At 65.4% G+C, this 12,192-nt stretch carries 12 protein-coding genes; 5 read left to right on the top strand and 7 right to left on the bottom strand.

What is annotated here, in order from left to right; translation table 11 throughout:
* Window positions 1-20: 20 nt before the first annotated feature.
* The 3 genes from ACIBI6_RS38065 to ACIBI6_RS38055 form a co-directional block, all read right to left on the bottom strand.
* Window positions 21-869 carry a tetratricopeptide repeat protein gene (locus ACIBI6_RS38065; protein WP_364355848.1) on the bottom strand — a complete coding sequence of 283 codons (849 nt, stop codon included), beginning with the start codon at window positions 867-869 and terminating at the stop codon, window positions 21-23.
* A gap of 61 nt (window positions 870-930) precedes the next feature.
* Window positions 931-1,308, bottom strand: coding sequence for a DUF3817 domain-containing protein (locus ACIBI6_RS38060; RefSeq protein ID WP_396959830.1), 378 nt, complete (start codon window positions 1,306-1,308; stop codon window positions 931-933).
* Between the two features lie 89 nt (window positions 1,309-1,397).
* Entirely contained in the window at window positions 1,398-2,576 is a 1,179-nt protein-coding gene (locus ACIBI6_RS38055; RefSeq protein ID WP_364355640.1) for an acetyl-CoA C-acetyltransferase, read from the bottom strand.
* A 199-nt stretch (window positions 2,577-2,775) separates the two neighbouring features.
* Here ACIBI6_RS38055 and mce point away from each other — a divergent pair, with 199 nt between their 5' ends.
* Together mce and ACIBI6_RS38045 are read left to right on the top strand one after the other, a co-directional pair.
* Window positions 2,776-3,249 carry a methylmalonyl-CoA epimerase gene (mce, locus tag ACIBI6_RS38050; protein ID WP_364355637.1) on the top strand — a complete coding sequence of 158 codons (474 nt, stop codon included), beginning with the start codon at window positions 2,776-2,778 and terminating at the stop codon, window positions 3,247-3,249.
* Window positions 3,250-3,335: 86 nt separating this feature from the next.
* Complete coding sequence (locus tag ACIBI6_RS38045; RefSeq protein WP_364355634.1) at window positions 3,336-4,340, top strand: hypothetical protein; 1,005 nt, start codon at window positions 3,336-3,338, stop codon at window positions 4,338-4,340.
* Window positions 4,341-4,879: 539 nt separating this feature from the next.
* Here the strand turns inward: ACIBI6_RS38045 and ACIBI6_RS38040 are convergent.
* Window positions 4,880-5,290, bottom strand: coding sequence for a hypothetical protein (locus ACIBI6_RS38040; RefSeq protein ID WP_396959827.1), 411 nt, complete (start codon window positions 5,288-5,290; stop codon window positions 4,880-4,882).
* A 150-nt stretch (window positions 5,291-5,440) separates the two neighbouring features.
* On the opposite strand from ACIBI6_RS38040, the gene ACIBI6_RS38035 reads away from it, so the two are divergent.
* From ACIBI6_RS38035 to ACIBI6_RS38025, 3 genes are all read left to right on the top strand, one after another.
* Entirely contained in the window at window positions 5,441-5,599 is a 159-nt protein-coding gene (locus tag ACIBI6_RS38035; RefSeq protein ID WP_396959825.1) for a hypothetical protein, read from the top strand.
* A gap of 445 nt (window positions 5,600-6,044) precedes the next feature.
* Window positions 6,045-7,592, top strand: a complete 1,548-nt coding sequence (gene istA, locus ACIBI6_RS38030) for an IS21 family transposase (protein ID WP_396959823.1) — start codon at window positions 6,045-6,047, stop codon at window positions 7,590-7,592.
* The gene (locus ACIBI6_RS38025) at window positions 7,589-8,404 is read left to right on the top strand and encodes an ATP-binding protein (RefSeq protein WP_396959821.1); all 816 of its coding nucleotides are present in this window, start codon (window positions 7,589-7,591) and stop codon (window positions 8,402-8,404) included. The genes istA and ACIBI6_RS38025 overlap by 4 nt, the downstream gene beginning before the upstream one ends.
* Before the next feature lie 539 nt (window positions 8,405-8,943).
* On the opposite strand, the gene ACIBI6_RS38020 is transcribed toward ACIBI6_RS38025, so the two are convergent.
* The 3 genes from ACIBI6_RS38020 to ACIBI6_RS38010 all read right to left on the bottom strand — a co-directional run bounded on the left by ACIBI6_RS38020 (window position 8,944) and on the right by ACIBI6_RS38010 (window position 11,933).
* Window positions 8,944-9,252, bottom strand: a complete 309-nt coding sequence (locus ACIBI6_RS38020) for an ATP/GTP-binding protein (protein WP_364360278.1) — start codon at window positions 9,250-9,252, stop codon at window positions 8,944-8,946.
* Between the two features lie 1,204 nt (window positions 9,253-10,456).
* Window positions 10,457-11,143 carry an endonuclease NucS gene (gene nucS, locus ACIBI6_RS38015; RefSeq protein ID WP_364360281.1) on the bottom strand — a complete coding sequence of 229 codons (687 nt, stop codon included), beginning with the start codon at window positions 11,141-11,143 and terminating at the stop codon, window positions 10,457-10,459.
* A gap of 58 nt (window positions 11,144-11,201) precedes the next feature.
* Window positions 11,202-11,933 (bottom strand): rhomboid-like protein, encoded by a 732-nt coding sequence (locus ACIBI6_RS38010; RefSeq protein WP_396959819.1) that lies wholly within the window; start codon window positions 11,931-11,933, stop codon window positions 11,202-11,204.
* Between the last annotated feature and the right edge of the window lie 259 nt (window positions 11,934-12,192).

Below are 12,192 nucleotides of genomic sequence, written 5' to 3'. Positions count from 1 at the left end.
TGCGCGCCGCGGCGGCTGGGTCAGTACAGTGCGGCAGCCAGCTTGCGGCGCGCGGCAACCACGAAAGGCTCTGCCGGGTCGAACAATTCGAAGAGTTCGAGCAGCCGGGTGCGGGCCTTGGTTCGATCATCACCCGCCGTCTTCTTGATCACCGCGATCAACCGGTCGAACGAGGCCTCGGGCTGCTGCCTCAGCATTTCGACATCGGCGGCCTCCAGGGCCGCGTCGACATTCGCCGGATCGGCATCGGCAGTGGCGATCGCGGAGTCCGAAATGGCCTGCGCACGGGACAGGAAGCGCAACTGACGCAGTGCGCTCTTCGCCTCCTCATTGCCCGGCTCGGCAGCGATGATCGCCTCATAGGCCGCTTCGGCACCGGCCAAGTCGCCCCGCTCGAGCGCGGCCTCTGCGGCGGTGAAACGCGGGTCCTCGACCGCCTGGGGCTGCTCACCGCCCTCGAGCTGACCCCCGACCGCATCGACGACCGCGCTCAACCACTGCCGGACCTGCGGCTCCGGCTGGGCGCCCTCGAAATCCGCGAGCGGCCGACCACCGGCCACCGCGATCACCGTCGGAATGCCCTTCACACCGAACGCCTGCGCGATCCGCATATTGGCCTCTGCCTCGACTGTCGCCAGATCCCACGCGCCCGCGCCCTCCTGGACGAGCCGCTCCAGCGTCTGGACCAGTTCGACGCTGCCCGGGCTGCGCTGCGAATACAGCGCAACGACCACCGGCACCTGAGTGGACCGGCGCAGCACCTTCGTTTCGAAATCCGCCTCGGAGACGGCGTAGTCGCCGCCGCCGCCCGCACCCGACGCACCGGCCGGGGGCTGCTTCAGGCTGGACAGATCCACCGCACCGGACATGGCGGCGGCGACGGCTGGCGAGGGGCGGCGGGCAGCAGGTCGAGTCACGGTTTCCAGTTTGTCACGGCGTCACCGACGCCGGGGCTCCGGTGTCGACGGAACTGGTGTCGCTCAGCTCACCGAGCTTGCCCGCGCGCACGGCCCACACCTCGAAGAGCACGGTGAAGAGCGGCGGAATGCTGGACAGCAGCGCCAGCACCGTGGTCTTGGTGTTCCAGGCCAGCTCACGGGCCGCGAGAATCGCGGTAATGACGAACAGGATGAAGATGATGCCGTGCGTCATCCCGAACACTTTGACCGGCCACAGCACCGGGTCGGGGAGTCGCTTGAACACCATGCCGACGATCAGGAAGACCCAGGAGATCGCCTCCAGCACGGCGATGAAGCGGAACCGCTTGGCCACGGTGCTCAAGTCGAAGAAATTGCCCATGGCCACCATTGTGCCGGACTGCTACGACGGGTCGTAGTTGAACCGGTCACACCCGAACTCCGCCGACCCGGTATACGCCGGGCCGACGGAGGCGAGAACTACACCTTGATGATCAGCGCGTCGCCCTGACCGCCGCCGCCGCAGAGCGCGGCCGCACCGATACCGCCACCGCGCCGCTTCAGCTCCAGCGCCAGATGCAGCAGGATGCGCGCACCGGACATGCCGAGCGGGTGCCCGATGGCGATCGCGCCACCATTGACGTTCACCTTCTCCGGATCGATGCCCAACTTGCGAGTGGACGCGATGCCGACCGCCGCGAACGCCTCGTTGATCTCCACCAGATCCAGCTCGGCGGGCGAAATGCCTTCGCGCGCACAGGCCTTGGCGATCGCATTGGCGGGCTGATCCTGCAGCGTCGAATCCGGACCGGCCACCACGCCCGCGGCGCCGATCTCGGCGATCCAGCTCAGGCCGAGCGACTGCGCCTTCTCCTTGCTCATCACGACCACCGCGGCCGCGCCGTCGGAGATCTGCGAGGCGGTCCCCGCGGTGATGCTGCCGTCCTTGCGGAAGGCCGGGCGCAGCTTGGCCAGCGATTCGGCGGTGGTGTCCGCGCGGATGCCCTCGTCGGTGCTCACCACGATCGGATCGCCCTTGCGCTGCGGCACCGAGACCGGGACCACCTCGTCATCGAAGACGCCGTTCTTCCACGCCGCCGCCGCACGCTGATGCGAGGCCGCCGCGAACGCGTCCTGATCCTCCCGGCTGACCGGCTCGGCGTCGTTGCGCTGTTCGGTCAGCGCACCCATCGGCTGGTCGGTGAAGATATCGTGCAGACCGTCGAAGGCCATGCTGTCGCGCAGCGTCACATCGCCGTATTTGTAACCCTCCCTGCTCCTTTCGAGCAGATGCGGGGCCTGGCTCATGGACTCCTGACCGCCCGCGACGACGATCTCGTACTCGCCGGCGCGGATGAGCTGGTCCGCGAGCGCGATCGCGTTGATACCCGACAGGCACACCTTGTTCACCGTCAGCGCGGGCACATCCATCGGAATGCCCGCCGCTACGGCCGCCTGCCGGGCCGGGATCTGTCCCGCACCGGCGGTCAGCACCTGGCCCATGATCACGTAGTCGACCTGCTCCGGCGCGACGCCAGCCTTCTCCAGCGCGGCCTTGATGGCGAAACCGCCCAGGTCGGAACCGGTGAAGTCCTTCAGACCCCCGAGTAGCCGACCGACCGGGGTACGCGCACCGGAGACGATCACGGTTGTGGTCACGACGAGCCTCGCATTCATTGATCGGAACAGCGTCGCGCACCGAAGCACTCGCGACGTCAACCTCTGTACTCAACGGTAGCTTGTCCTACTCGAACGCCCCCTACCAGGTACGCGGCGCCCTCGCCTACGCTCGGCCAAGCGCAAGGGACTAATGACGGCCTCCGGCCGGCTGTGTCAGATCAGGCGCTACGTTCGAGGGGTGAGCAACGTTATCGACCCGTCGAATTTCATCCCCGGCGACTACGTCATCGCCGTCGACCACGTGGGCATCGCCGTACCCGACTTGGATGCCGCAATTGCCTGGTATGCCGACAATCTCGGCATGATCGAGACCCATCGGGAGGTGAACGAGGCCCAAGGTGTGCACGAGGCGATGCTGTCTTTGCCCGGCGCACCGGACGGCGCGACTGCCCTGCAGTTGCTGGCGCCACTGAACGCGGAGTCCACCATCGCCAAGTTCATCGAACGCAGCGGTCCGGGCCTGCAGCAACTCGCCTATCGCGTCACCGATATAGTGGCCGTTTCCACGTATCTTCGTGATCGAGGTCTGCGTTTGCTGTACGAGGCCCCGCGTCACGGAACCGCCGATTCTCGCATCAATTTCATTCACCCGAAGGATGCTGGCGGTGTGCTGATCGAGTTGGTCGAGCCGAACGCGAATGTTACGCACTAGTATCAAGATCGAGGCCGAAAATCTCGTCCCGATCACATTCGCGGTCGAGTCACCATGAGGTGCAAGTAGGCTGTAGTTTGTGTGCCATGTCGTCACCTGAGTCCGATCGCAATCGCTTCGTTGCACTGCCCTTCACCGTTGTGCGCAAGGGTTATGCGCAAGACGAGGTACGCAACTACTTCGACCGTTTCGATGCCGAGTTAAGGGTCACCGCCACAGATCGGGATGCCGCTGCGGCGCAAGCCCGTAACCTCGCCAGCCAGCTGGAGGACGCGCGGGACGAGATCGACGAACTCCGTAAGGAAGTCGATCGCCTTTCGGTTCCGCCAACCACCGCGGAAGGCATGTCCGACCGCATCTCTCGGATGCTGCGACTGGCTTCCGACGAGGCTTCCGAAGTCCGCGCGCTCGCGCAGGCCGAGGCGGCGGAAATGGTGTCGATCGCCGAGCAGCAGGCCACCGAAATGCGTGGTAAGTACGAATCGCTGCTCGCCGAGACCAAGGAGAAGCGCGAGGCGCTCGAGATCGAATTCGAGCAGACCCTGGCGAATGCGCGTACCGAGTCCGCCAAGATCATCGAGGCCGCTCAGGCCGAGGCCGACCGCCTCGGCAAGGAAGCCGATGCCAAGCGCAAGGCGACCCAGCAGGACTTCGAGGCCACCATGGCGGAGCGTCGCACCAAGCTCACCCGCGCCATGGAGGAGCTCGAGGCCACCAGCCGCGCCGAGGCCGCCCAGCGGATCAAGGACGCGACCGACGAGTCCAACCGCCTCATCACCTCCGCCACTCAGACCTCCGAGCGCAAGATCGCGCACGCGAAGGAACTCGCCGAGGAGATGCGCGTGCTGCGCGGCCGAGTGCTCGCCCAGCTGCTCGGCATCCGCGGCCAGCTCGACTCCGTGCCCGCCATGCTCGCGGCCGTCAACCGGGAAAGCGAACTCCTGGACGGTGTTCCGGATCAGCGCAAGTCCATCGGCGGCGGCACCAAGTCGGTCACCGGCGGTTCGCGCACCAAGGCCATCCCCGAGGTCTCGACCGAGGAAGACGACATCGACGCCGACGAGCGCGAGAACGCCGAAATCAGCAACTGACAACGGCGGGCTGAGCGGCGACAAACGCAACACCCCAACCGAATTCATACCAAGGCCGCCCCACACCCGGGGCGGCCTTCCTAATGTCCGGACATCGCCCGTACGGGGACACACACCGCCACAACAATATTCCGCCCCCACCGAGACCCCAGCGCCCCTGGAACATTCGGCCCGCACTTCCGCATCTACCGAGAGATTCTCCGGCGCAAAACCCCATATCTCGCAGCAGATACCTCTCGGCGTTCGAGTAACCGGTTTCGACGTCCGCACTTCCGATTCTCACGCGCACGTCGGCGGTCGCGAAGCCGACGCATCCTCGATGCCTCGGCGCTGGTCCCGCGCGGCTTGGCGTAATGCGCTATCCGTCAAGCCACTGTCTCCCGAAGATCCTCAGCCCCAAGAAAATCCACAGAACCCGCAGCCGGTATCTCTGACCCGACAGCTACCGCGCCCGACCCCGCCAGAAGATCTGACCCGAATTCACCCACGCCGAGACCACGCTTCGACCTCGGGCGCGCTCCCGCTCCGCAGGTGAGTGTTCAGCCTGCCGCTGGCAACCGAGCCCTTGGTGTCGAGGCTCTTCGAATACCCTGCGCTTGATCACCAGGCCGATACTCGAGCCGATCAGCCGGATCCTTCGGCGCATACTCCGGCCGCAGCTCGGCGACCTTCTTACGAAACCACGACCGCGACCCCGACCAGCCCACCCGCTCGGCGATCACCGCCGCCGGCATCACCGGGAACTCCACCAACAATGCCCGCACCAGCGCCTCGAACTCATCGAACGCCGACGGACCCGCCGCTCGCTGACACGGCGGCGGGAACTCCGACTTGATCGCCCACGAAACCGTATCCCGCGAAATGCTCAACTCGGTCGCGATCGCCCGCCTCGACAGGCCCTCCCCCGCATGGAGATGCCTGATCTGCGCCCAATCCTGCACTGAGATCACCCTTCCGATCGTGGATAGGTGGCCGATTTTCGAAGAGCGCTAGTAGCCAGATTTTCGGATCTGCCCCACTTTCCGTGATCAACCCATCGCTCGAACTGCGAACGGGGACTCGGCAATTGATCATGGTGTCGGTGCTCTGATCTTGGACCGGTGGCGGTCCTACGCCGCAACCAGGACGCGGTCACCACAGGGCTGACGCTGTCCTGGAACAGCGGCCCCTCGAAGGCCACAACAACCCGGATCAAACGCCAGACGTTCGGCCCCGCCGAACCCGACCTGCTCCGCGAGCGAATTCTGCTGAGCGCCTGAACAATCCACCCGGACAAAATCACGGAAAGTGGGACAGATCCGATTTTCGAAGAGCGCTGACACTTCTGACTGTAGGCGCGCACCGTTTGTCGTAGCCGCACACCGTCTGCACGGGGTGTGTCATGGCGACTCGGGGCGTGGAGTGCAGGGTTGCTCTGGTGCAGGAAGATTCAGGTACCACAGCCGCCCCCGCCGTGCCCACAGTCTTGTCTTTACGCCGCAAGCTGCGCCTCTGTCCGTGAGCGCACCCTTCATTCGGCGCGCACCGTTCGCGCGGTGTGTGTCGGCTGCCAGGAGGAAGGGACCACTTCGGAGCCGTTTTTGCCATGAGTATGGGACCACCCGTTTGCCACTGATGGGACCACCTGACTAGCGGTTTTGCCAGTTATGGGACCACCCGGCGTGGCTGCGGGGCTTCCGGTCGCTCGGCCGATGTATTGGCCAGATGAGCTACCGGGAGGTTTCGGTGATCGAGATCAGGGAGATGCTGCGGCTATGGCTGCAGGGTCGCGGGTTGCGGGAGGTGGCCCGGCTGTCGGGCACCGACCGCAAGACCGTGCGCCGGTATGTCGAGAGAGCGCAGTCGTGTGGCGTGGACCGCGACGATGGTGCGGAGCAGTTGACCGATGAGCTGCTGATGACGGTGATCGCCGGGGTTCGGAGGTCTCGGCCGAACGGTAAGAGCGATGTGTGGGAGACTCTCGCCGGTCAGTCCGAGCAGATCAAGGCGTGGCTGGATCAGGGCCTGACCTTGACCAAGATTCATATTCTGCTCGCCCGCCGTGGTGTGGTGGTGTCGTATCGGACGTTGAACCGTTATGCCACAACGGAATTGGGGTTCGGCAAGCGGCGCACGACCGTGCGGGTGGCCGACTGCGAACCCGGCGCGGAAGTGCAGGTCGACTTCGGCCGGCTCGGCCTGCTGACCGACGTCGAGGGCCGCCGGCGGGTGGTGAAGGGCCTGATCTTCACCGCGGTGTATTCGCGGCACATGTTCGTCTTCCCGACCTACCGGGAAACACTCAACGACGTGATCGCCGGGTTCGAAGCGGCGTGGGTGTTCTTCGATGGCGTGTTCGCCGTTGCGATTCCGGACAATATGAAGGCGATCGTCGAGGTCGCGAACGCGACCGATCCTCGGTTGAACGATTCGTTCCGCGAGTATGCCGAGTCTCGTGGGTTCGTGGTTGATCCGGCGCGGATCCGCAGCCCGCAGGACAAGCCGCGCGTCGAACGCTGCGTTCCTTACGCACGGTCGAATTTCTTTGCCGGAGAACAATTCCGGGATCTGGAGGACTGCCGAGAACGCGCGCGGCGGTGGTGCCGTGAGACCGCGGGGATGAGAATACATGGCACCACGCGCCTGCGTCCGGCCGAAGTGTTCGCCATCGACGAGGCTCCGAAACTGAAACCGTTGCCCGACACTACGTTCGATATCCCGACCTGGGTGAATCCGAAAGTCGCACCGGATCGGCATGTTCAGATCTCCCAGGCTCTCTACAGCATTCCTGGTGATCTCGTTGGGCAGCGCCTGTCCGCCCGGGTCGACTCGCAGACGGTGAAGCTCTACTTCCGTGGTGAGTTGATCAAGGTCCATCCCCGAGTCGGAGCCGGTCGCCGCCAGACCGATCCGGCGGACCTGCCCAGCGAGCTCACCGCCTATGCGATGCGGGACTTGAATACGTTGCAACGCAAAGCATTCGACCATGGTGCTCATGTCGGTTCCTATGCGGCGGCGGTGCTCGAGCATCCGCTGCCCTGGACGAAGATGCGGCAGGTCTACCGGCTACTCGGGCTGGTGCGCCGCCACGGCGCCGACGCCGTCGACGATGCCTGCCGCCGCGCGCTGGACGCCGAGGTCGTCGACGTCGGTGTCATCGATCGCATGCTCACCCGCGGCACCACGGCCCAGCAGCTGACGTTGTTGCCACCACCGGCTCCGTCCCGGTTCGTCCGTTCCGCCACCGATTTCGCGGTCAGGAGGCCGTCATGAGCACCACTCGCCGTCCCGCCGCCGCCCCGGCGGTCAAACCGATCGAGGTCACCCCTGAGCTGAAGTCGCTGATGCGCAGGCTCAAGCTCGGCCAGCTCCTGGACACCCTCCCCGAACGCCTCGCGCTGGCGCGGTCGAATCGGCTGCCGCACCACGACTTCCTGGAAATGCTGTTCGCCGACGAGGTCGCCCGCCGGGACCGGCAGTCCGAGCAACGCCGCGCCAAGACCGCCCACCTGGATCCGCAGATGCAACTGCAGGCCTGGGACGATTCGACCGCGGTCACCTTCGACCGAGAACTCTGGGCCGAGCTGACCTCATTACGATTCCTCGCCGACGCCTACAACGTATTGAATATGGGGCCGGTCGGTGTCGGAAAGACGTTCCTGGCCAACGCATTAGGACACATCGCGGTCCGCCGGCACCACACTGTTCACACCGAACGCGCCGACAAACTGTTCAAACGGCTGCGCGGCGCACGCCTCGATGGCAGCTACGAAGACGAGATGCGCAAACTACACCGCGTCGATTTACTGATCATCGATGACCTGGCTCTGCACCGGCTCGAAGCACCCGAGACCAACGACTTCTACGAACTGATCGTCGAGCGCCACCGCAAGGCATCGACCGTGATCACCAGCAACCGGGAACCTCCGGAAATCCTGACCATGATGGCCGACCCCCTGCTGGCGCAGTCGGCAATGGACCGGCTGCAATCAGCAGCCTACGAACTCGTCGTCGAGGGCGAGTCCTACCGGCAGCGGCAGAAGCCTCGTCGCGGCAAACCGGCCGATCCGACCCACTCGGATTGACCAGCAGCCGGTCATCGGCCACTATCAGCACACGGCCCGCGACCGGACGCAACCCGGTCCCATACTCATGGCAAACCGGTGGTCCCTTCAGGCTGGCAGCCGACACGGTGTGCACTGGCGGCGCGGTCGAATGCAGTGCCGAGGTTGCTCTGGGGTGCAGGAAGATTCAAGTACCGCAGCCGACCCTGCCGTGCCCACAGTCTTGTCTTTACGCCGCAAGCTGCGCCTCTGTCCGTGAGCGCACCCTTTACCCAACGGTGCTCTTCTGCCTGTAGGCGCGCACCGTTTGCGCGGTGTGCACTGGCGACGCGGTCGAATGCAGTGCAGAGGTTGCTCTGGGGTGCAGGAAGATTCAGGTATCACAGCCGCCCTGCTGTGCCGCCGGTCTCGTTTTTACGCCGCAAGTTGGCCCTTGTCTGTGGACGCAAAGTTATCCAAGGTGCTCTTATGACAGCACCGTTTGTCGTAGCGGCACACCGTCTGCGCGGGGTGTACTGGCGACTCGGGGCGTGGAGTGCAGGGTTACTTTGGGGTGGGATTCAGGACCAGCGACGGGTGATTCGGCGGGTGCGACGGCCGTTCCAGCAGCCGCGGTGCCAGTGTCTGCGATCGTCTTCGCCGCCCTCGAGCGCCCACGCGACGACATGGGCTACCCCGGGCGGGATTTCGTGATCGCAGCCGGGGCAGCGATACGTTTTGGTCGCACGGCTACCTGGGACGGTTCGCACGATGTACATATCGTCGCTGTTCGGCCCGGCCTCCCGCCGACCGAAGACATCGCCGATCGGCGGAGCCCCCTCCTGCGAGCGGCCCACCTGACGTTCCGTCCGCGGTTTCCGTCGAGGCATCCCATAAGCCTAGGTCGTGGCCGAGTTCACGCTGAACGCGCAGTCCGCCCCCTCCGCACACGACATCCCGCACCACACACGTTTGCCCGGCTACCCCATCAGCAGCGAGCAAACTCGCGCGGCAAACGAACCCGTTCCCCACAACACAGCCATGCGCAGCCACGAAAATCGCACCTGCCGAACCATAAGCACCACCCACCTGACCGGACGCACCACCGACGCTCTCACGCACCACCAACGACGCCACGCACCACCAACGACGCCACGCACCACCGGCGACGCCACACACCGCCAGCGCCCCCACACACCGCCAGCTGACCTCACGCACCACACGACCTCACGCACCCCGGGGATCCAATCCACGCTCGCCGCGCACCATTTTCCTGCGCCGTGCACACTTGCCCGGCCACCACCGACGACCTCACGCACCGCCAGCGACGCCACGCACCGCCAGCGACCTCACACACCGCCAGCGACCTCACACACCACCGGCGACCGCACACACCACCGGCGACCGCACACACCGCCAGCGACCGCACACACCGCCAGCGACCGCACACACCGCCAGCGACCTCACACACCGCCAGCGACCGCACACACCACCGGCGACCGCACACACCACCGGCGACCGCACACACCACCGGCGACCGCACACACCACCGGCGACCGCACACACCACCGGCGACCTCACACACCACCGGCGACCTCCTCACACACCACCGGCGACCTCACACACCACCGGCGACCTCACACACCACCGGCGACCTCACACACCACCGGCAGCTCCCCGCACCGCCCGCTCATGCACCCCGGGGATCCAATCCACGCCCGTCGCGCACCATTTCCTGCGCCGGTGCACACTGGCCTGGCGAACCCACCGCGGCCCACGACCCCCTGCCCGTCGAGCAAATCAATGTGCAGCGCGCGACCCATGCGTGCGGGGCGAGGTCACACGTAGCGGGCAAGTTCACGCCCAGCGAACGAGCGCAGGCGCGACCACCGATCCCATGTGCAGCGGCGGCAGGCCCGAGTGCGCTAGGCGAACCCATGCGCGGCCGGCGAACTCACGCAGCGGCGAACCGAGCCAATGCACAGCAGGCCAGTTCACGCCCAGCGGGCGAACTCACGCGCGAGCGCCGACCCATACACAGCGGCGCTAACCGGTGCGCAGTAGACGGAGTCATTCGCCACGGCGGGGAGAAAACTAGAAGAGGCGGAATTCGTTGCTCTCGGTGCCGCGTAAGGCGTCGTAATCGAGGGTTAGGCAGCGGATGCCGCGGTCTTCGGCGAGGGTGCGGGCTTGGGGTTTGATTTGTTGGGCGGCGAAGACGCCGGCGACGGGGGCGAGCAGCGTGTCGCGGTTCAGGAGTTCGAGGTAGCGAGTGAGCTGCTCGACGCCATCGATTTCGCCACGACGCTTGATCTCGACGGCCACGGTGGCGCCGTCGGCATCGCGGCAGAGTAGATCTACCGGGCCGATGGCGGTCATATACTCGCGGCGGATCAGCGTGTAGCCGGGGCCGAGGGTCTGTACGTGTTCGGCGAGCAGCTCCTGAAGATGGGCTTCCACACCGTCTTTCACCAGACCCGGGTCCACTCCCAGCTCATGCGAGGAGTCGTGCTCGACGTCCTCGATGGTGATGCGCAGTTCCTCACCCGCCTTGTTGGTAACCACCCAGAAGGCCTTCGCTCCCTCGGGCACCGCGTCACCGTCGCGCTCCTGCAACCAGCACGGCGGACTCATCCAGTTCAGCGGCTTATACGAGCCGCCATCGGAATGTACGAGGACCGAACCGTCAGCTTTGATCAGCAACAATCGGCGGGCCATCGCGAGATGGGCGGTGAGTCGCCCTACGTAGTCGACCTGACAGCGAGCAATCACTAGGCGCACCCAAGCACTGTAGGTGAGCGCCCGGTCCCGCCCGGCGTCACCCCTGCCGCGTCGGCGTTCAGCCCATGAGCAGGATTGCCGCGAGGAACGCGCTCACAGCGAGCAGGCCGGATTCGACCCGCGTGAGTCGGCGGGTAGACGCCGCTTTCGCGCGCAGCATGCCGAAGCCGACCGCGGTTCCGATGACGAACCCCAACAGGTGACCGACATTGGTGAAGGTCCGTTCGATCAGCACACCCTCGGCCGCGACGAGGAACCACACAGTGGACCAAGCGATTCGCCAGCGGTGTGGAATGGCGACCACGATCGCCCCGACCAACGCCATGGCGCCGTAGCTGACGCCGACGTCCTGGGCCCAGCGGATGCTGGCGGGCAACCAGTCGGCCTCGATCGCTATCCACAGACCGAGCGCCACAAGGAGCGTGGCACCGATATGTCCGGCCAGGAACACGCGCACCATATGCACAGCACCGAAACGCAACTCGGCAAGTGCCAGTAGACAACCGAGCAACGGAATCAGCACCCATGCGGCACTGACGTCGCCGATCACCAGTGCGCTCGACAGCATGGTGCCCACTTGGCCGTTCAGCAGATTGTGCAGATTCGTACTCGCATGCAGCACCATCCGCGCCTGCGCCGACTCGCTCATCGCCGAGAAGACCGCCGTAACAGCGACAAGGGCCGCCAGATATCCGAACGTCGCCGGAAGCCTCAGCTGCCACCAGCGCGAGCGAAGCGGCCTGAGGGGATCGACCGGCGCGCGGTCGGCGGTTGTCGTCGCTGCGACCATCAACACCTCCATGCACATCGACCGCACCTACTCGGAACCTGCCGATGCTGATTACTACTTTCTGTCATTCTCCATCATGGCCACCGGAGCGCCGCATAGGGTAACTATTCCCTGTGAGATTGCTACGAAACCTCGTACCGCACCGCGCGCAAGGAGAATATAAAGCAAAAAGGCCCCCAACGGTGTTGGGGGCCTTTCGCAAGGATGTTCCGGCGGTGTCCTACTCTCCCACACCCTGTCGAGTGCAGTACCATCGGCG

The sequence above is a fragment of the Nocardia sp. NPDC050412 genome, from assembly GCF_044458825.1.
Taxonomy (GTDB): Bacteria; Actinomycetota; Actinomycetes; order Mycobacteriales; family Mycobacteriaceae; genus Nocardia.
Note: the sequence above shows the minus strand (reverse complement) of the source record. Positions and strands in the feature narration are given on the sequence as shown.

Excerpts from the sequence above, each read along its gene's own strand:
- ACIBI6_RS38065 (WP_364355848.1), bottom strand. The coding sequence starts at position 869 with ATGTCCGGTGCGGTGGATCTGTCCAGCCTGAAGCAGCCCCCGGCCGGT.
- ACIBI6_RS38060 (WP_396959830.1), bottom strand. The coding sequence starts at position 1,308 with ATGGTGGCCATGGGCAATTTCTTCGACTTGAGCACCGTGGCCAAGCGG.
- ACIBI6_RS38045 (WP_364355634.1), top strand. The coding sequence starts at position 3,336 with ATGTCGTCACCTGAGTCCGATCGCAATCGCTTCGTTGCACTGCCCTTC.
- istA (WP_396959823.1), top strand. The coding sequence starts at position 6,045 with ATGAGCTACCGGGAGGTTTCGGTGATCGAGATCAGGGAGATGCTGCGG.
- ACIBI6_RS38025 (WP_396959821.1), top strand. The coding sequence starts at position 7,589 with ATGAGCACCACTCGCCGTCCCGCCGCCGCCCCGGCGGTCAAACCGATC.
- ACIBI6_RS38020 (WP_364360278.1), bottom strand. The coding sequence starts at position 9,252 with ATGCCTCGACGGAAACCGCGGACGGAACGTCAGGTGGGCCGCTCGCAG.
- ACIBI6_RS38010 (WP_396959819.1), bottom strand. The coding sequence starts at position 11,933 with ATGGTCGCAGCGACGACAACCGCCGACCGCGCGCCGGTCGATCCCCTC.